At 44.7% G+C, this 20087-nt stretch carries 10 protein-coding genes and 1 pseudogene; 7 read left to right on the top strand and 4 right to left on the bottom strand.

The window, feature by feature from the left end:
• From IT781_RS15875 to IT781_RS15865, 3 genes are all read left to right on the top strand, one after another.
• Positions 1-2100 carry a 3'-5' exonuclease gene (locus IT781_RS15875; RefSeq protein WP_194971158.1) on the top strand — a complete coding sequence of 700 codons (2100 nt, stop codon included), beginning with the start codon at positions 1-3 and terminating at the stop codon, positions 2098-2100.
• Positions 2101-2195: 95 nt separating this feature from the next.
• Positions 2196-5567 (top strand): STY4851/ECs_5259 family protein, encoded by a 3372-nt coding sequence (locus IT781_RS15870; protein WP_194971157.1) that lies wholly within the window; start codon positions 2196-2198, stop codon positions 5565-5567.
• A gap of 55 nt (positions 5568-5622) precedes the next feature.
• A complete protein-coding gene (locus tag IT781_RS15865; protein WP_194971156.1) occupies positions 5623-11877 on the top strand; it encodes a DEAD/DEAH box helicase in 6255 nt (2084 codons plus the stop codon).
• A gap of 72 nt (positions 11878-11949) precedes the next feature.
• On the opposite strand, the gene IT781_RS15860 is transcribed toward IT781_RS15865, so the two are convergent.
• Positions 11950-12417 (bottom strand): hypothetical protein, encoded by a 468-nt coding sequence (locus IT781_RS15860; protein ID WP_194971155.1) that lies wholly within the window; start codon positions 12415-12417, stop codon positions 11950-11952.
• A gap of 1005 nt (positions 12418-13422) precedes the next feature.
• On the opposite strand from IT781_RS15860, the gene IT781_RS15855 reads away from it, so the two are divergent.
• Together IT781_RS15855 and IT781_RS15850 are read left to right on the top strand one after the other, a co-directional pair.
• Positions 13423-13641: an AlpA family transcriptional regulator gene (locus IT781_RS15855; protein WP_194971154.1), complete on the top strand. Its 219-nt coding sequence runs from the start codon at positions 13423-13425 to the stop codon at positions 13639-13641.
• A 195-nt stretch (positions 13642-13836) separates the two neighbouring features.
• Positions 13837-15537: a type IV secretory system conjugative DNA transfer family protein gene (locus IT781_RS15850; RefSeq protein ID WP_194971153.1), complete on the top strand. Its 1701-nt coding sequence runs from the start codon at positions 13837-13839 to the stop codon at positions 15535-15537.
• A gap of 538 nt (positions 15538-16075) precedes the next feature.
• Here IT781_RS15850 and IT781_RS15845 read toward each other — a convergent pair.
• Both IT781_RS15845 and IT781_RS15840 read right to left on the bottom strand, forming a co-directional pair.
• The gene (locus IT781_RS15845; protein WP_194971152.1) at positions 16076-17422 is read right to left on the bottom strand and encodes a site-specific integrase; all 1347 of its coding nucleotides are present in this window, start codon (positions 17420-17422) and stop codon (positions 16076-16078) included.
• Positions 17423-17836: 414 nt separating this feature from the next.
• Positions 17837-18067: a hypothetical protein gene (locus tag IT781_RS15840; RefSeq protein WP_194971151.1), complete on the bottom strand. Its 231-nt coding sequence runs from the start codon at positions 18065-18067 to the stop codon at positions 17837-17839.
• Positions 18068-18085: 18 nt separating this feature from the next.
• Between IT781_RS15840 and IT781_RS15835 the strand changes: the two genes are divergently transcribed.
• Together IT781_RS15835 and IT781_RS15830 are read left to right on the top strand one after the other, a co-directional pair.
• A complete protein-coding gene (locus IT781_RS15835; RefSeq protein ID WP_194971150.1) occupies positions 18086-18322 on the top strand; it encodes an AMP-binding protein in 237 nt (78 codons plus the stop codon).
• Positions 18323-18727: 405 nt separating this feature from the next.
• Entirely contained in the window at positions 18728-19885 is a 1158-nt protein-coding gene (locus IT781_RS15830) for a Fic family protein (protein ID WP_194971149.1), read from the top strand.
• A 21-nt stretch (positions 19886-19906) separates the two neighbouring features.
• Here the strand turns inward: IT781_RS15830 and IT781_RS15825 are convergent.
• Positions 19907-20087, bottom strand: a pseudogene (locus tag IT781_RS15825) (hypothetical protein); the annotation flags it as partial.

Genomic DNA, 20087 nt, shown 5'->3' with positions numbered 1-20087 from the left:
ATGAATTTTCGCATCGCCGACACCTTCACCGATAGCCTTAGCAAACTCACCGGAGAAGAACAAAAAGCCATTAAAACTACTGCTTTCGATTTGCAATTGAATCCGGAAAATCCTGGCTTCAGTTTTCATAAACTGGATCGAGCGAAAGACAAGAGCTTCTGGTCGGTTCGAGTCAATACCGACATCCGCATCATCGTCCATAAAACCCAAAACAGCTTGCTGCTGTGTTACGTCGATCATCACGATAAGGCTTATGCCTGGGCGGAGCGTCGCAAGCTGGAAACCCACCCTAAGACGGGGGCCGCGCAGATCGTTGAGATTCGAGAGCGGGTCGAGGAAGTCGTCGTTCCGAAATACATCGAATCCCTGATTGCCAAGCCAGCCAAACCGCTGCTCTTTACCAAATATTCCGATGATCAATTGTTGGGTTATGGCGTACCCCAGGAATGGTTGGGAGACATCCGATCTGCTGACGAAGACTCAATTCTGGAGCTGGCTGATCATTTGCCTGCGGAGGCAGCAGAAGCCGTGCTGGATTTGGCGGTTGGAAAAACACCTTCGGTTGCGGAATATGCCGAGCCTGTTACCGATCCCTTCCAACATCCGGACGCCTTGCGACGATTCCGAATCATGGCAAATGCCGAAGAACTGGCACAGGCATTGGATTTCCCTTGGGATAAATGGACAGTGTTTTTGCATCCGGCGCAACGTCAGTGGGTGGAGCGCGAATTCAAAGGCCCTGCGCGTGTTTCCGGCTCGGCCGGTACCGGAAAAACCATCGTCGCATTGCATCGCGCTGTCTATTTAACCCGCCGTTATCCTGAGGCACGGGTTTTGTTAACCTCTTTCTCGCCGACATTGGCCAATGCCTTACGCAATAAAGTGAAGCGACTGATTAGTCAAGAGCCGCGATTGGCCGAGCGACTGGAAGTGCATGCGTTAGACAGCATCGGGCAACGTCTTTATGAGTCCAATTTTGGCAAATGCCAACTAGCGACTGCCGACCTGATACGCGAGTTATTGAGCACGGCATCCAAGCAAGTTGAAGGGAATAAGTTCAGCCAGACCTTTTTGTTTTCCGAATGGCAACAAGTCGTTGATGCTTGGCAACTGGACAGTTGGGAGGCTTATCGCGACGTCAAACGGCTGGGCAGAAAGACGCGGTTGCCCGAAGCCCAAAGGCAACAGCTTTGGGCGGTCTTCGAGCAGGTAATAACTGCTTTAAATGCACGCCACTTGCTGACTCATGCCGCTGTTTTCACACAATTGGCGCAGCATTTTTCCAAGCAGAAACGCTTTCCTTTTGATTTTGCAGTTATCGATGAGGCGCAAGATGTGAGTGTCGCCCAGTTACGTTTTTTGTCTGCACTGGGTGGTGATCGAGCCAATGCGTTGTTTTTCGCGGGCGATCTGGGGCAGCGGATTTTTCAGCAGGCTTTTTCATGGAAAGCGCTTGGCGTGGATATTCGCGGGCGCTCTCGAACCTTGCACATCAACTATCGCACTTCGCACCAGATCAGAATGCAAGCCGACCATTTGCTCGGACCGGAATTATCCGATGTTGATGGCAATACCGAAGACCGTCGTAGTACCGTTTCCGTTTTTAATGGTCCTCAGCCGGCCATTCAATTGTTGGAAACACCAGAAGGTGAAATAGAATCCGTTGGACAATGGCTTGCAAAGCTGGCGTCTGAAGGCATCAAACCTCATGAAATCGGGGTATTTGTCCGCTCTGAAAACGAACTGGATAGAGCAATCGCCGCAGTTGAACACTCCCAACTCCCCTTTAAAATCCTTGATGAGCATGTCGAAACGGTCAGCGGTTATGTTTCGGTTTGCACCATGCATCTCGCCAAAGGACTGGAGTTTCGGGCGGTTGTAGTGATGGCCTGCGACGATGAAGTAATTCCTTCGCAAGAACGCATTGAAACAGTCACTGATGATGCTGACCTCGAAGAAGTGTATAACACCGAGCGGCATTTGCTTTATGTAGCTTGTACTCGGGCGAGGGATCATTTGTTAGTGACCAGCGGCGATGTGCCGTCGGAATTTTTGGATGACCTCCGCCAAGTGAATTTGATGTGCTTAAGTGCAGAATAGTTAGCTAAACTTGCGGATCACCAGACGAAAAGTTTACGTTCTGCCAACTTTGCAAATAGGCACATTACATATGCATCGTTAACAAGAAAAAAAATATGCAAATAAAAGATTGGATTACAGAAATTCTTGAACGCCACAATATCCGTTTTCCCGACCAAAGACCACTTTATCAATACCGCATTACTGATACTGAGTTCGAATCTTTAAAAAGCGCCATAAAATTAAGTATTCTTTTGGGATTAAGCACAGCATCAAAAAACGTTCCCCGTTGGAATGCCGCTTTCGTCATGTATGCGGCAGAGTGGTGGCGCCGTGAATATGATGGCACCCGGCCCACATGGGACAAAGTCTTCGAGTCGGTTGGCGCTAAAAGCCAAAATTTAAGTACCGGACAACGAAATGTTTTGGTTGAATCAGGGTTGCAATTCTGGCGACGCAGCATCCGCGTTATTAATGGCCGTCATTACTACTTAGGCAGCATAGCTTGCGAGGGCGGCTTGCCGTTAAATCAGCTCAATAACTCAAGTGGATGGCTGGGTAGAGTTTTCAAGCAAGTCATTCCAAAATATTCGCGGTTACGAAATACCGGTATACAAGCCTATCAATTGATTAACGAGTGCGAATACATTCCTATAACGTATCGTGAAAACAAAGAAATTCATCTCATCTTAGGCGACATGGTTAAAACCGTAGTTGAGCTTAAACATGAATTTCAATTGCATGAACGCAGCAATCCAGTTGCTTTCTTGGATCAGCATTGCCTTTCATGGCGTGAGCGGTTCCCACTGCCTATTGAGACTGAGGTAGGTGGAAAATTGTTGTCCGACATGGTTTCAACGGCAGCAAAATCTGATGATGTAACGGCCATACCCATGCGGGCTATACGGCAATTAAAAGATAATGGTTGTTTGCAATTACAGATTGAGTTTTTGGGGTTTATCGCGCTGGAAGAGCTTGCTATTTCGGAAACAGCACCGGCTAGGCTGGAGGTGGAGTTAGCCTCCAGCGACGGGAAAACTCGTATGCTAGGTGTTGCTTTGAAAACCGTCTACAAGCAAAAGCCCGCTTTAAAAATGCCGCGCATGCCTGAAACCATCAAAGGCGAAAGGGCGTTACAAAGTTACGCTATCCGTTTTAAATATTTATCAGAAACTCTTAAAGAAATCCCTTTAATCGGAGGCGCAGAACTCGATAACAATGCACCTTGGGTATTTGTACAGCAAGATTCCGAATGGGTATTAGAAGGTGTTGCCAGTATCAACACTCGCGCTAAACGGGTCAGAATACTTTTTCCTGAGCATTTTAACTATCAGGCAAATGCTGAAGTTCAAAATTTAGAAACTGTATTTTTTGGCAAAAAATTAATTGAAGCCGATGGTTGTATTCGATTTACCGATGCTGAAGCTAACACCTTTACCATCAAAACCGCTCAACCGCACTCACCCAGTTCTTATGAACTCCAAGGGAAACAAAGTAAATTTGCCAGCACACCAAAGGAGTTATTCTTGGGGTTGCCGACGTTGCGGCGCATCGATCATGAAACCGGTGCCAGCACGGAGATCCCTGCAAAAGATTTAGTAGCCAGACCAGTTAATTCCCAAACTAACTGGCAACGATTGACTCCAGAGCTACAGGGAGTTTACGAAATCCGATTGCTCAATCAAGGCAATATTCTGTTCCGTAAAAAATGTGCGATCTTGTCCGAACAGTTTGCCGTTCGTTTCAAACCTTCGGCTAACTCATTAGATGGAACAATCTATTTGGATTATGCAAAACCTGCAATTGTCGTTTGCGAATCGACAGTAAAACATACCATAACCCCCGAAAATGACGGCTACCGTATCGATTTGATTGCTGAACTCACCCCGCCTCCTTATGTATGCCTGGCTTTGTATTGGCCAGGAATGACCGACATGTTATCACTGTTGATTCCTTTTCCAGCTAGAGGCGGCCAGGTTATCGATGCTAATGGCAACCTATTGTCTTCACAACAAGCCTTATTTTCGGATCAGTTACATGGTTTTCGTCTTCGCTTGTTCAGCGGGTATCTCGATAGGAAGCGTGAATTACAAATTGAATTTAAGCTAAAAGATGACCGCCTGGATGACATAAAAGATGTTTACTTTCGCCATGAAATTCAACGTGAAGGCAACGTTGTTGAACTGGCGATTATCGATTATCTGGAATGGATTAGGACTTTGATGGCTATTAGCAGCAATTTGGATAGTTATGTGCAGCTGGCTGTATATGAAAACGGTTCTGAATTATTGCGCAGAAAAATAAAGCGATACCAGTTTTCGCTGGGTAGAAATTTGGAACAAGGTACCGTAGAACTGAACGCAAGCGATCAGGCATGTTTATCCTGCGATATACAGGAAGGCATTACGCTAATGGCAATGCGTCTATCTCAGCCTGAACAAGAACATATCAGGCTAGAGTCGCAATTTACAGAACAGGTTTTAACAGGGAGTTGGTTTTTTAGTCCTGAAAAACGTGTTGCCGAACCGTGGTTAATCTATTCCGCGAAAACATCGTCCGTGTCGCTGCGCCCCATCTTATGGGGTGTCGAATGTGATTCGGAGAACAGCAACTTCATTGACACTGAAGAGGTATTTACATTACACAGTGCGGTTAAAATCGGTCATATACAAACCAGGCATACTACCATCAAAAATATTTTGGCACGTATGAGTGCAGATTTTGGACACAGTGGTTGGGACTATTTGCGCCATTTATGGCGATATTGCCAACATTTACCGATGAGCAGCTTTGACGTATGGACTACTGCGGTGACGGACACGCGGATATTAGCAGCTTTGGCCTTACAAATGGATGAAGCTTTCATCGAAAGCTTCAGCGAAGAACTGCCTGTTTTTTGGGAGTTAGTGCCGTTGCGCGATTGGCTGGCTGTTCATACGGCCTATAAAAATTATTTGCTACAGGCAATGGACGAAGCTGATGCCAATGAAATATTAGAGAAGCGTATCGACAAAATCGGTTTATCACTTCCGCCGTTAAATGTTTTGGCAAAAATTCTCAAGAAATCGATATGTGGGATAGTTGATCAGCAGATTAACCTTATGATTCTTTCGTTAGAAAGCTCAGCCGATATGAATGGTCTTCGCAAGGAATTGGAAAGACGACAAGCCAATAGCGATTGGCCCACGATGTTTAAATCGGAACTCGTTAATGAATGGATACAGCTAGAAGAATTTCAGCAATTTGGGTTAAAAATATTGGATATACCGAAACATCATCATGCAGTGGTTATTTTGCCTGTCTTACTGGCTGTATTTTGTACTCAAGGAAATACTCCAAAACATTGGCTAGGTAACGCCACGCCTATTTTTAAGTTAAATCGTTTAAAGGCATTCGATGAAGATTGGTTCAATTCAATTTTTGAATGGGCGTTAGTTTATTTTTCACAGAAATGCCAACAAAAAACTGAGCTCTTAAACACTGTTTAAAAAACTCTGTTTCATACTCAATCCTAGAATACAAATTTAATTTCTTAGCAAAATCATGACGCCTTACTTCCAACCATTAATCAGCCAACTCTCGCAACGCGCCGCAGAAGCCACCCTCAGTATTTTAGGAATCAGCAATCCAGCTTTGCGGCAATTTTTATCGGAGCAATTCAATCAACCGATCGGCAAAGACAGTAACAATTTCCTGGCTGACCCAGTTTTTGAAGCCATTTTTGGTTGGGAAGAAAGCAATTTCACAATGGACAGATTAGCCGGTTCGTTACTGGAGCGCGCCTTGATTGACGCGATGGACAAGCCGCCCACCGAACTAAAAGATTATGCGTTTCGCAAAGAATGGAAACCTTATGAACACCAATACCGAGCATGGCTGAAACTTACCGATACCAATCCGCAGTCTATCGTAATCACCAGTGGCACTGGTTCAGGTAAAACCGAGTGTTTCATGGTGCCAGTTTTAAACGATTTGGTCCGGGAATATCAACAGCAACAGCAGTCTTTGGTTGGTGTTCGGGCTTTGTTTATTTATCCACTGAATGCATTGATCAATAGCCAACGTGACCGATTACGTGCATGGACAGACGAGTTCGGCAGCGCGTTGCGTTTTTGCCTATACAACGGCAACACGCCCGAAACTACGTCAGCTTTTAACCAAGCTCAAACACCCAACGAAATTTTATCCAGGGTATTATTGCGCAATGAACCGTCGCCTTTACTGGTGACCAACGCCACCATGCTCGAATACATGCTGGTCAGACAAAACGACGCGCCCATCCTTCAAAAATCCCAAGGTCAATTGCGCTGGATTGTGCTTGACGAAGCGCATACCTATATCGGCTCGCAAGCAGCGGAATTATCATTATTGTTGAGGCGCGTGATGCACGGTTTTGGCGTTAAGGCCGACGATGTACGTTTTGTCGCAACATCCGCCACGATTGGTGACAAGGGAGATGAGTCATTAAGGCATTATCTAGCTAATTTGGCGGGTATTACTCCAGATAAGGTGACAGTGATCGGTGGCAAGCGCAAGGTGCCGGAAATCGGAGGCCGTAAGGGTGACTACAAACAAAAAACACCAATAGGCTCATTACTTGAGATTGATAAAGGCCAACAAGCATCGAAACAGCGTTATCGGGCTTTGAAAGATCACCCCATCAGCCGCAAGTTGCGTGAAGAACTGACCCAAGGAGGTGGATTACCAAAAACCCTAACACATCTGAGCAGCACGTTATTCGGCAATGTTCCCGATCTTGAACAAACCCTGGCTTGGCTGGATTTATGTAGTGGTACCACATTGCCGGAAGAAAACAATAAAGCCGGACGCCCTTTCTTGCCATTGCGCGCTCATTTGTTACATCAAGTCATCAATGGTCTGTGGAGTTGCGTTGATCCCGGCTGTAACCGAAAAAAAGATACGCCATTAGCCGATTCGTGGACTTTTGGCTACGTTTACAGCCAGCAGCGCGAATTCTGCGACTGCGGTGCGCCGGTATATGAACTGGTATTTTGCAATGACTGCAACAGCCCGCACTTGCAGGCGCAACAGACTCAGAACGGACAGTTGATCCAAATTGCTCGCGAATCTATCGATGAATTTAGTCTGCATGTTGAGACTGACAGCGACAGCGATGAAGAGGATAAAGATCTGAGCGAGACCGTTACAATCAGCGAACCAATCACTCTGGCCGCAAAAGCGCATCAGGAGTTGACTCACGAGTTTACTTTGTCGCGAAACAATCGATTGTTGGGGGAAACAGAAAATGTCGTTACCGTGCATTTCGTCAATAACAGCGAGACTGAACAATGCGGGCACTGCGGATTTGTTCCTGACCGGGGACAGCGCGGTGTTTTTCGCCGTTGTCTGTTAGGCACGCCGTTTTATGTCAGCAACACCATACCGACTTTGCTGGAGTTTTGCCAGGACGGTAGATACCCATTAGAAAGCCCAGGGCGCGGGCGACGATTGATTACGTTTACCGATAGCCGGCAAGGTACGGCGCGAATAGCCGTGAAAATTCAGCAAGATTCGGAGCGAAATCGGTTACGTGGTCTGATCTATGAAATGTCCGCCAAACAAATCGCCAATGCAAGTTCAAATGAGGCGGAACTACTTGAGCTTCTGCGAAAGCGCGATGAATTTTTAGCAAAGGCTGAAAAATTCAAACAATTGGGTTTGCCAGAAGCACAAGATTATCTAGATTTTGCTGCCGAAAAACAGCAGCAAATCGAGCGAACAGCAGAAACACAGCCGATTACTTGGGTGGAAATGATTAATGGTTTGCAAGCCAATCTCGATATTTCTAAATTCATGTTGATTTATTACCGGGATGACTTAAAGGCACTGCCATTTCAAGGTAGTAGCGGTTCGCGCACCTTATCAGAAATGTTATTGATACGGGAGTTTAACCGTCGCGCCAAACGGCAAAATACCTTAGAAACTTTGGGTTTGGTTGCTGTCAATTATCCCTCATTGAGCAAAATTAAGCGCATACCATCCGAGTGGCAACAATCAAATTTATCCGCAAATGATTGGCAGGACTTTTTAAAAATTTGCCTGGATTTCTATGTGCGGGATAATTTTATCGCGGTTCCCTACGAGTGGGTTAACTGGATAGGCGTTACGATTTATCCCAAGGAGCTTTTGAAGCCGGACACACAAGAAATGACTGGCAAACGCATTAATAAATGGCCGCTGGTCAGAAAAGGCCGCAACAATCGGCTAATCCGTATTTTGGCCTATGCCTTAAGCTTGGACACGGATCATAAAGCCCATGAAGACATGCTTAACCAAATCATGCGGGCTGCATGGAAAGCACTCACACAAGAAAGTGAGATATTAACGCCAGTTACGGGTTCTTTAGGCTATCAAATGAAGCCCGAGCAAATGGCATTCTCAGCCAATCAAACCGCCTGGATTTGCCCAGTGACTCATCGCTTGTTGGATAGGACATTTAAAGGCATAACGCCTTATTTGCCATATAAGCCAATACCAGAGACGGCGATATGTGAAAAAGTGAGCATTCCTATTCTGCCCGCCAAGCATGATTTCAATTCGGTGCAAGAAAAGCTGGCTTGTGTCAGGGGATGGATTTCCGGAAATGCTGAAATCTCCCGATTAAGGCAACAAAACCTATGGACGGATTTAAGCGACAGAATTCTCGAAGGGGGCGTATTTTTTCGCGCTGCCGAGCATTCGGCGCAGCAACCCGCTAGCCGCTTGCAATATTTTGAAACACTGTTCAAAGAACAAAAACTGAACGTATTGAGCTGTTCGACGACGATGGAAATGGGCGTCGATATTGGCGGCATTTCAGCGGTAGCAATGAACAATGTGCCGCCGCATTCAGCCAATTACTTACAACGTGCTGGCCGGGCCGGTCGTCGTCAGGAAAATCGTGCGTTGGCGTTTACCTTATGCAAGGATAATCCGCACGAACGCCAAGTTTTCTATAGCCCATTATGGCCTTTTACTACACAGATCAAATCACCTTACATCACGCTCAACAGCAGTAAAATCGTTCAACGACATGTCAATTCGTTGATTTTAAGCTATTTCCTGAAGCAAATCATTGCAGTGAGTCAGCAGCAAAATACCAAGCTCGAATGCGGTTGGTTTTTTTGTCAAGGCGATGACAGCTACTCGCAAGTGGAGCGATTCTGTTCGTGGCTTGCTGAATGTGAATTAAAAATGCCGGGGAATTTAGAACAAGGCTTGTTGAACGTTATCAACGGCACAGTTTTGGCAGGAACTAAACTCGCCAACCTTATGCAACAATCGGGTCTCACGATCAACTCCATCCGAGACCAATGGTTATCGGAATATGAGCCGTTGCAGACTGAATTAAATGCCTTGAGTGCGAGCGTTTCTGAAAATGACCCTTATAGAAAGCGGGTGACAAGGGATTTGCAGCGACTGAAAGGGGAGTATTTGCTCTCCGAACTAGCCACACGCGGCTTTCTGCCCGGTTACGGATTTCCAACTGGCCTTGCTTATTTTGATCCTTACAGTATTCATGACTATAAACCCAATAGTCCAGAACCGAAAAAAGATCGAGAAGACAATCTACGCCGTGTCCGCGATAAACCGACCCGCGACTTATCGATCGCGATCCGTGAATACGCTCCGGGAAACGATATTGTTTTGAATGGTTTGGTGTATCGTTCGGCAGGCTTGGCGTTAAGCTGGCATCAACCTGAAAGCAAGAATAATGAAACCCAAAAGCTGATGACAGCATGGCGATGTGACCACTGCGGCGCGATTGACCATGCCTTGAGCAGCCATTCCAGTACGGTTTGTCACGAATGCGGCTGGTCGTTGAACCCTGAGCATAAGCATGAATTTATTGAACCTGCGGGATTTGCTGTGGATTTTTATGAATCGCCGAGTACGAATATTTCCCGGCAACACTTTGTTCCGTTCAAAGAACCTTGGGTGACAGCGAAAGACTGTATCCGGACTTTGCCCAATCCGGAATTGGGATTATTCCGCTCCGGCAATCAAGGGGACATTTTTTATCATAGCGCCGGTGAACATGGACACGGATATGCATTATGTTGGCATTGCGGGCGTGCTGATTCAATGACTGCGGAAAACGAATTACCGGAAGTTTTTACAAAAGCAAAACCTCATAACCGCTTAAGAGGCAAAGCAGAAGGTCAAGAACATGCTCAATGCAGTGGCAATGACAGCGAATTTGCTATCAAACCGAATCTGTATTTGGGATATGTTTATCATACTGATGTATTAGAACTTTATTTAAAGCACCGGAGCGAACAACAGTTTCTCAATAATGCCTCTGTGGATGACAATAAAATTGCCTGGACATTGGCAGTTGCTTTCAGACAAGCGCTCGCAGATATATTAGGCATCAATGCCGAAGAGTTGGGTTACACCGTCAAACCGACCAAACTTGCCGAGTACACTTATCCAGTAGCTACTATCGTGCTGTATGACAAATGCAGTGGAGGCGCCGGTTTTGCCTCGTCCGCGCACCACGATTTTGCAGCGTTATTTAACAGAGCTAGACATTACCTTCATTGTACTTGCCAAAGCGTTTGTCAAAACTGCCTGTTGGGTTTCGATACACGTTTTCACATTGATCATATGGATCGTCAACTGGCATTGGCTTTTTTAACGGAGGATTTTATTCGAGCTTTGGCTTTGCCGGACGATTTAATGTTGTTAGGGGAAAGCTCCCGCTATACATCGGAAACGCTGTTCACCGAAATCCGCCAGGCTGCAGCCCAAGGAGCGACAAAGCTGCATCTTTTTTTGCATGGCGAGCCTTCATCGTGGGAAATTCTTAGTGCTTTGCGAGAACCTCTCTCTCGCTGGCAAAGCCAGTACGCCCAAGTGGTATTACTGATAAACGAAACTCAAGAACGAAAACTATCAGACGTAGTGAAGGAAGAATTATGGGTGCTGTACCGGTTGGGTATAAAAACCGCCGTGACCGATAAACGCGTGCCTAATCATGCCGCTTCCGTGATTGCTCAGACGTTTGCTTCGGATAGATATAAAACGTTTGCCTGTACTCGCCTTCAATCGGCAATTCCAACTGTGAACTGGCTTGATGATGCGGAAAATATCTTGCTCTATGCAAATGACTATCCAGAGATTCCGATCGGACGCTATCTGGAACTCTCCCAGCTAAAACCAAAAATGGGTCCAAGTGATGTGGAAATTGAAGTTTTGGCGGAATGCAATGGAAAATTGACTGAATTTGCGCAAAAATTCTGGCGACTAATGACAGAGCGCCACATCCCCTTACAACAGCACCTTCAAAATAACGATGAATTGCTGAGTATTTATTATTCAGACCGTTATTTATGCTCCCCATGGACGGTGATTTTAATTGCGGAGTTGATCGATGGATTAAAGCAAATTTTGCAAACCAGTTGGAACAACCCGAAACTTCATATCGATTCAGCACCCAAATCGACAAGAGATTCTTATCAAAAACACGGACTCTTTGCCGATTGGCTGGATGACAGTCTGCGATTAGCAGTTATGGAGGCTTATTTTGCGGCAATGGATGAGACCTGTGCTGCAGAAATATCAATTGATACACAGCACGGACGAATCATGCAATTGAACTGGCGATCAGGAAAGGTTACCACACTTCGTTTTGATCAAGGCGTAGGCTATTGGGGATGTGATGTTAAACCGCCATATTTCGATAACCTCGCCTCAGCATTGGAGCAAGCAGAAGATATGATGTCGATTGTCAGTGAATTGAAAATAAGGAATCATAAAGATTTTCCGACACAAGTTTTTATTAAAGAGCGTTAGAATTAAATAGTCGATTTAGGCTTGATCCTTAGTAAGTTGAGCTCCATTTCTCGGTAGATGCGGTAAACCTGTTTATAACTCCAGCGAGAGCCTTTGACGTTCCATAAATACCAGTAACAATTGCTCATCCCCCAGTGCTTCTGATGGTTGGCCAGATTCATCAATCCATCGGCAATCTCTGCTCTCAACGAAGCGTTGGCGCGCATAGCGGTAGCCTGTCTGGATAATGCTCCATGTCGCACGCACGACGCGAAGATTGTGTCGCTTTGCCTGAATCATTCTCTGCGCCATCTCGCCGAAGCGAGATGGCGTTACGCCTATTTTCTCAGGCTTCCTTGATGATCTTGGCTTTTGGTTGATCTTCTGCCACCCTTTCTGAGCCGAAGATTTTCCTCTTCCCACGCCTTGAGGCCCGCTATCAGTGAGGTCTCCCTGCCACCATCCTTCGAACGGCATAATTCGAGCATCGGTCGCTGTTCCTGATGCTGTGCCCGGCACATCGCTAGCCGCACCATCGATCATACCGATCACCCTATCCATTTTTGTACCACGATCCAAACTGACGACTTGATGGGAAAAGCAAATAGGACATTACATAGTCATAAAACGAACTCCTGAATTGAAAAATACGCGTAAGTCACCAACATCATCAGGCATGGGATCGATGAAGGGAAGCGGTGAGTACAGAGAAGGAGACAAAAAATATCCACATACGATTGCGAAACGATCAGACGTGGAATTAGAGCATTTATCTGTTACTTAGGATCAAGCTGTATTGCTAAAATGGGGCTTCATTGAGTGAAAATGACTGAAGATGCCCAAACCTAATTCAGAAGACTTGCGCCTACGTGTCGCAAAGGCTGTTGACAGCGGCAAACGACGCGCGAAGTCAGCGCGCTCTATCAAGTCAGCCCCTCCTTTGTCTCTAGAGTGCATCAACTCTGGAAAAACACGAGCGGTATTCAAGGCAAGTCAATTGGTGGTTACAGACGGGCTCTGCTGGAACCTTATGAGGCGGCCATCAGGGAAAGGAAATATATGTGATCGAAAAAGTTTAATAACAGGACAAAATGTAAATTGATAGTAGAGGCAAAGAGCAAAATTGCTCAGTTTGTTCATATAGAGTTTTTATTGACAGAGCGGATGTATTGTGGTTAGATTTGTTCCTGTAATTAAGGGGTCAAGTATTTCTTGATTTTATTAAATACTAATATTTGTTAATTGATACAGCTGGTACAGTTTTTCTACCAGTGCTCCCGCTTCAGCAATTGGAATGGGTTAATTTATACAAAAGCAATGGCTTTGAGCAAGATGCTCGGCCAGTTGTTTACCGTCGCAAAATGGCTTTAGCCATCCTTCCTTGCGGCAGTTGAGATAGGGCTGAATCTCGGTAGGATGCCGAGTAGATCACTCAAACCACTCTTTAGTGGATTTTATAATTCGCCAATAATAGGCGCTATTTTTGAACCTTTATCTCAACATGCCTGCGGTCTAACTACGTCTAATGATATTGAATTAGCCCACAGGCGGCTTTTTGGAGCGCCAATGGATGCTGAAATTCAATTTTTAAGATTACCCAAGGTCCTTAAAAGGCTGGGAATATCTCGAAGTACGCTTTACGCAAGATTAAATCCAAATTCAAGGTATTTCGATTCTACTTTTCCAAAGCCGATTAAATTATTTCCTGATCTCAAGCGTTCTTCTGTTGTTTGGATTTTGCATGAAATCATCGAATGGCAAAAGAAGCAGGCGGATAAAAGATAATAACAGTAAATCCCTCTTATAGTGATTGATAAGAGGGATAAACCTTTTTTAGTAGTAACTCTGTTAAGAGCTTCACTATTTTTTATCTGAAGTGGATTTTTAATTATTTTTTGAATTTTCCCTTGTTTATTACATGTTTTCAGTGCAGTCGAAGCTCATATTTATTAACTTAAAATTTTTGAAGGTAAAGAAAAAATGAATGTCGAGCTTCATTACGTTGAACTGTGTCATGAACGGAAAAAGTACGATTTGGCTAAACTGAATAGCGATTATTTTTATCGTAATTCATTAGGTAGTGAACTATGCGCAAATACGCTGTTCGATAGTACGTCTATAAATTCTGATATTTTAAAAAATGGATATTTTTTGACGGGAAATGAATTGCAACGGAGCGGGCTTCTTGACTCGGGGCAAAAAAGAAAAGCATGTCCAGTTATCGGTATCTTGCAATTTAATCCCTATGAACCGAAAAACATCCACGCAAGAACCCCTTTGAGTTATGGTGATGCTCAAGGTTCTTTACTGGATGGTAATGGTCATATTTTCGTTAGTGCGTCTACCCGGTCAGGGAAAAGCAGCTCGCATGTCATGTATAACGCCTTGGATTATCCTGGATCACTTTTTATTCTTGATATTAAAGGGGAAATTTATGATCGTTCAGCCGGTTACCGGGCAAAAAACCTTAAGCAAAAAGTCATTCGTTTTGCGCCCTTCGATGTCGATACATATAAAATTAATCTCTTTACATTTATTCCAAAAGGAGCATTGGTCGATCCTTCGTTACAAGACTTAATTGCTGAAGAAAATTTCATACTAGAGTTGGTCAGGTTATTGATCGTGCCAAATAGCAATGCACGCGAACCAATTTGGGATGCTTCTGCCGAAAATGCGCTTATTGCATTTATTTACCACGTTCACACCGCTAACTTAAATCCGGATGGCGAAAAATATGAAGTTCATGAACGGAGTATGGGGGAGGTCCGGCGTTTATTCTCTTTAGGGGGAATGGATATGGAGAGGCTTTTGGCAGAAATGAGTGCGTCAAATAGGCGGTTGGTAAAGCTTTTTGCAGACGGACTTATAGGTAGTGCGGAAGACAACCCTAAATATTTTGATTCGGTCAGGGTTACAGTTGAGTACCATACTCGGATTTGGTCAATGACAGCAATTCAAAACGCGACCTATCTTCCGTTAGAGGTTTTAGAAGATTCCGAGTCGGGGGCGAATAGATTTGACTTCGCGGCTTTAAGGGAAGGAAATGTCAGTTTTTATTTGGTCATTCCCCCAGAAAAACTTGCCATGGGGCGAGCGCTGCTTCGCGTTATGGTAGGGATGGCCTTATATCAGTTACGTGAGTCGTATAAGAGCGCAAACTGCGAAGATGTTCCACCCGTGCTTTTTTTGTTGGATGAATTCCCACAGTTGGGTCGTATGGACATCATCGAAGACTACTACGCCTATGCAGCTGGATATGGGGTTCGATTCCTTACTTTTTGTCAAAACATAGGCCAACTTTTTTCGGTTTATGGCGATGCGGCTCAAACCATTCTCGCAAACTCCGAGTTTAAATGTTTTTTTGGGGTAAACGATCTGGATACGGCAGAGTTTGTCAGTAAACATCTTGGTGAGGTGTACGTAGTTTCTTACAACACTTCGAATTCCAGATCACAAGGTCCGCAAAATTGGAACTGGGGTAATATTTGCAGCCAAACAAATTCGGAAACAATTTCATCAGCAATGCATTCCATCCCGCTATTGACAGCTGGACAAGTTATGCAGTTGCCAAAAAATCTTCAAATTATATTTGCAAAAGGTTTAAGACCTATTATTTGTTTCTTGCCTAGCTACTATAAATTTGAAGAGCTAGTCGAACGAAGCCATATCCCGTTTTTCTAATCGCAATCGTAAATACCCTTCGGCAAAGCCAGGGGCTTTAGTTTATGAGCCGCGCAAAGTGGCAATACGGGGGTCGCTAACGCGGCCCCGAAGTTCTTTAGCCGTCTGAACGATAACTGGCGGTGGTCATTGATTTATACACTCGGCAAGTGGGCGTGTGGTCGAGGGTCGATAATATGCATGCCCAGCTAGTCAACGGTGCCTTACTGATGGCTCTTTGGAAACGTAAGCTGGATAAAGGCTCATCGCGACATACCAGCCGCGGCAGCCCGCAGGTTCCTGAAAGCTCCCGGACGCGTTTAAAATAGCATGGCATCCGTCAGGGCATGAGCCGTAAAGGCAATGGCCAGGATAATTTGATGGCAGAAAGCTTCTTTCATCTCTTGAAAATCGAATTGATTCACTTGCAGACCTCTCGAACTCGAGAATAGGCTAAATAAATTGCCTTTGAAGAGTTCGAAGTGTTTACAGCCGAGTGCGGTTCTATTCCCAAGGGTTATCTGTCACCAACTTATTACAAATTGCGGTATCGAGCCGATTAACGATGTGCCCTGATTAGTGTTGACATATCAATCTTTGAAAAAAAGGATGATAATGAATCATCTTCAATCGTTTGTTTTTGTAGTGTTAATTCGTTAAGTTTATCACCTAATAATTGCCAAGCATTCCTTTGCTCAGCTTTCATATCATAGCGTTGATAAATTCTCTTCATTCTGTTTTCTTCCGTATGGTTTAAACACTTCTCGATAACATCCGGGCTTATGCCCATTGCGCTCATAAGCGTCGCACCGGTTCGTCTCAAATCGTGCATAGTCCATTTGCCACCGGGCATGACCAATGCTTGGTTATTTTTTGATCGATTTGTTAAAATGGTTACACTTTGACGGCTTCCCAATTGTTTGCTAATGGATTTTTCGCTCACATGGCTGATTCCGTCATGGTTTGGAAATAGCCAAACATCTTGTGTCCTCAGAGACCGTAATAGTTTGAATTGAGCTAACGCGAAATCTGATAGATAGATAAAGTGCGCCTTGCCGTTTTTGCTGTTGTATTCAGGAATATTCCAAATTCGTTGTTCGAAATTTATATCGTTATAGCGAGCTTTTGACAATTCTCCAACTCGACATAAAGTGCTTAAGGCAATCCAAATAGCACATTCCGTTGATTTCATGAAGCCGGCATCTGGCATCTTTTCGGCTAATGCTCTGATTTCGTCTTCACTTAACACTCGATCTCGCTCAACATCTTTCCCTCCAATTTTCGATTTTTGAATTTTTGCTGTAGGATCAGTTTCCAAAATGTCTCTATCTACTGCAAACCTGAACATCTGGCGCATGAGTCCCAGAATACGTTTAGCCATGCGATTTACCCCTCGGAGTAGCAATGCATCCGTAACGGCGGTAATATGACTTTTCCGAACGTCTTCAACAAAGAGCCCGCCCAGAATGGGTAGGACATCTTTATTGAACATCCTGACGATCTCATTTCGCTCTTTATAGTTTGCCAGCGCAATGTCATGCCAGCGAATAAATAAATCGTTGACGGTTAATCGGGTATTGAGCTTAGCTAGCGCTTCTTGTTCAGCCAGTTGTCTCGCACGTTGTCGCTCGATTTCAAGATTTCGTTCTATATCGGGTTCTTTACCTTGCAAAAGCCAATTTTTATAGGTGTCCCGTTCCAATCTTGCGGCTGCTAGGGAGTCGGCTTTTAGGGTAATCCAACGCTGCTTGCCATTGATTCGGTAGGCCATGCGAAAGGATTTGGCTCCGCCGTTTTTTATTGATCGGACGCTAATAAATAAGCTGTCTCCATCTGAGATCAGTTGATCCTTATCGGCAGGTTGAAGATTCTTGAATTTTGCTGCTGAAATTTTGTTGATCGCCATACGGGTTCCGAACACACTGGAGTTTTCGTGATAACATTCGTGATAACAGATTAATAGATTTTATCGGATCTTATTGTACATCTTTAGTCGATACAAATCTATAAGTTACTGATATTTATTTGATAATAGAAATTATTTGGATGCGATTGGACGGTTTCGGACAGTTAATCACCTAAATGGGGTGCAAGGGGTAGGAGGTTCAAATCCTCTCGCCCCGACCAATTGAATTAATAACTTACAAATAGTTAAAGATTCAAAAAGCTTTAAACGTCATTTGTGGGGTCACTTATGGGGGGGACTTTTGCAAGTGATAGGCGGCTTTCGGCACCCACTAATTCGTGCTATAAACAATGTTTAATTGTCTGCACTGGATGCGGCTTATCGGGCGAAGAGCGCAGCAACTAACCGACAGTGTTAACCGTGGATGATCTGGGCGACAGGGTTTTCGCTGACGGCGCAAACCCTGTCGCCGGGGTGGCGCCGGAACGGCTGTGCGCCTTGATGCACACAGCGCTGGAAAACCTGCTCACCGCCTCGGACACTGCCATGCACCAGATCGGCGTATTGCCTGACGCTGAGCGGTAACGCGTACTGTACGACTGGAACGCCACCCAGGCCTACTATCCCCAGGATTGCTGCATCCACGAACTGTTCGAGGTGCAAGTGGGCAATACGCCCGATGCGCTGGCGCTGGTGTTCGAGGATCAGGGGCTGGTCTACGCCGAACTGAACGTCCGAGCCAACCGCCTGGCGCACTACCTGCGCAGTCTAGGCGTGAAGCCCGACGACAGGGCGATCAGGCTTGAGCGCAGCTTCGAGCTGGTGATCAGCCTGCTCGCCGTGCTCAAGGTGGGCGGGACTTACGTGCCGCTGGATCCTATCAGTAGCTTATGGCGTTAGCAGAATAGTTCTGCCTCCAGGGCAGGCATTCTTCGCCTTGAGCTAAACTTTGCGGCAGAACCCTTCGTTGTGCCCTACGTCGAATTGTGGGGCGAAGCCAACGCCGGCAAGAGCAAGGCCAAGAACAAGACCAAATTTATCTGTGGAGGTTGCGGCGCGACAGCATGAGGAAAGCCTGAATTGAAGATTGTCTGCGCTAACTACGAGAAAGGGATGATAGCCGAGAATAGCAACTATCTATAAAGATAACGGTACCAATTCAAGATAGTTTCTTTAATAATTCAAGATAGCCTCTTTAACAATTCAAGATAAATTTACAGGGACAATTTTTATTTTATTGTTTTTATTTAAATTTTGGCGATAATTTAAAGATATTAGAACTTAGGGTTCAAGAAATTTAAAATTATGCCTACATTTAACCATTATGATTTAACTCTGCTTAATCCTGCATTTGATTCTCCATTGATGGATGTTTTAATGGAGTTAGAGCATTTACGCCGATTACAACTTAGTGGATCGACTCCACCAGCTTTATTTTTCCAGCTCAAGCATATTTTTCATATGCTTGAAAGCTTGGGTTCAGCTCGAATCGAAGGTAATCACACTACTTTGGCAGATTATGTAGAGAGCAAACTAGAGGGTGCACAACAAGTATCTGACCAACTTCGCGAGATGCAGAACATTGAAGAAGCAATGACTTATATAGAAGATTTTATGAGCTCTGGCTATGGGGTAACAGAGTTCTTTATCAGGGAATTGCATGCCATGGCAGTACGAAATCTGGTGAGAGAAGGAGACGATACCCCGGGCGCTTACCGATTAAAACAGGTACAAATTGCTCAAGCTGATCATTTACCTCCAGATCCTACTCGAGTATCAGACTATATGCGTGAGTTAGTAGACTTTATCAATAAAAATGATCAGCCTAAATATGATCTTATTAAGGTAGCATTAGCACATCATCGTTTCGGCTGGATACATCCTTTTGGTAACGGTAACGGCCGGGTGGTAAGATTACTAAGCTACGCTTTGTTGATTAAGTATGGCTTCAAAGTTAATGCCGGAGGTAGGGTGCTAAACCCTACAGCAGTGTTTTGCAATGATAGAGACCGTTATTATGCCAAGCTAGCACGAGCCGATAGCGGGACTCTCGAAGGCTTGGAGGAATGGTGTATTTATGTATTGCAAGGGATTCTTGATGAATTACGAAAAGTCGACCGACTGACGGATTTTAATTATTTGAAGAATAAAATTCTCGCTCCAGCGCTGCTTTATGCTAAGGAAAGAGAGTTAATAACGGATACAGAAGAAAAAATTTTGTTCATCGCCGCGAATAAAGGCGTGGCTAAGTCTTCGGACTTTGTAGATACTATGCCAGGCATGACAAACAACCAAAGGACGTATCAAATAAAGAAACTGATAGATGAAAAAATGTTGCTGCCCATAAAACAAGGGGCGCGACAATATACGATTGGTTTTAGTAATAGCTACTTAGCCCGCGGTGTTATTCGTGCTTTGTCGAATGAGGAATTTATTCCACAATCGTTGAATTCAGCAACCTGATTAACTGTGGAGCGTGCAGATTTAATAAATGGGCATTGTTAAATTAAGTATAGTATCTAATTCACCGTTCCATTTAAGCATCAGAAGCATGACGGAATATTTCAGCATGATCTTGCTTTTGCTATAGCCTTTAGACTTTCGGTGCAACCGAGCAAGAAAATGCCTGAATAAGCTGTTATAGCCTTCCACGGTATAGGTTTCA

The organism is Methylobacter sp. BlB1, assembly GCF_015476545.1.
In the GTDB taxonomy this organism is placed as follows: domain Bacteria; phylum Pseudomonadota; class Gammaproteobacteria; order Methylococcales; family Methylomonadaceae; genus Methylobacter.
This window is presented reverse-complemented; position numbering and strand designations above follow the sequence as displayed.

Coding starts and splice junctions, on each gene's coding strand:
- IT781_RS15875 (WP_194971158.1), top strand. CDS start 1: ATGAATTTTCGCATCGCCGACACCTTCACCGATAGCCTTAGCAAACTC.
- IT781_RS15870 (WP_194971157.1), top strand. CDS start 2,196: ATGCAAATAAAAGATTGGATTACAGAAATTCTTGAACGCCACAATATC.
- IT781_RS15865 (WP_194971156.1), top strand. CDS start 5,623: ATGACGCCTTACTTCCAACCATTAATCAGCCAACTCTCGCAACGCGCC.
- IT781_RS15860 (WP_194971155.1), bottom strand. CDS start 12,417: ATGGATAGGGTGATCGGTATGATCGATGGTGCGGCTAGCGATGTGCCG.
- IT781_RS15855 (WP_194971154.1), top strand. CDS start 13,423: ATGGATGCTGAAATTCAATTTTTAAGATTACCCAAGGTCCTTAAAAGG.
- IT781_RS15850 (WP_194971153.1), top strand. CDS start 13,837: ATGAATGTCGAGCTTCATTACGTTGAACTGTGTCATGAACGGAAAAAG.
- IT781_RS15845 (WP_194971152.1), bottom strand. CDS start 17,422: ATGGCGATCAACAAAATTTCAGCAGCAAAATTCAAGAATCTTCAACCT.
- IT781_RS15830 (WP_194971149.1), top strand. CDS start 18,728: ATGCCTACATTTAACCATTATGATTTAACTCTGCTTAATCCTGCATTT.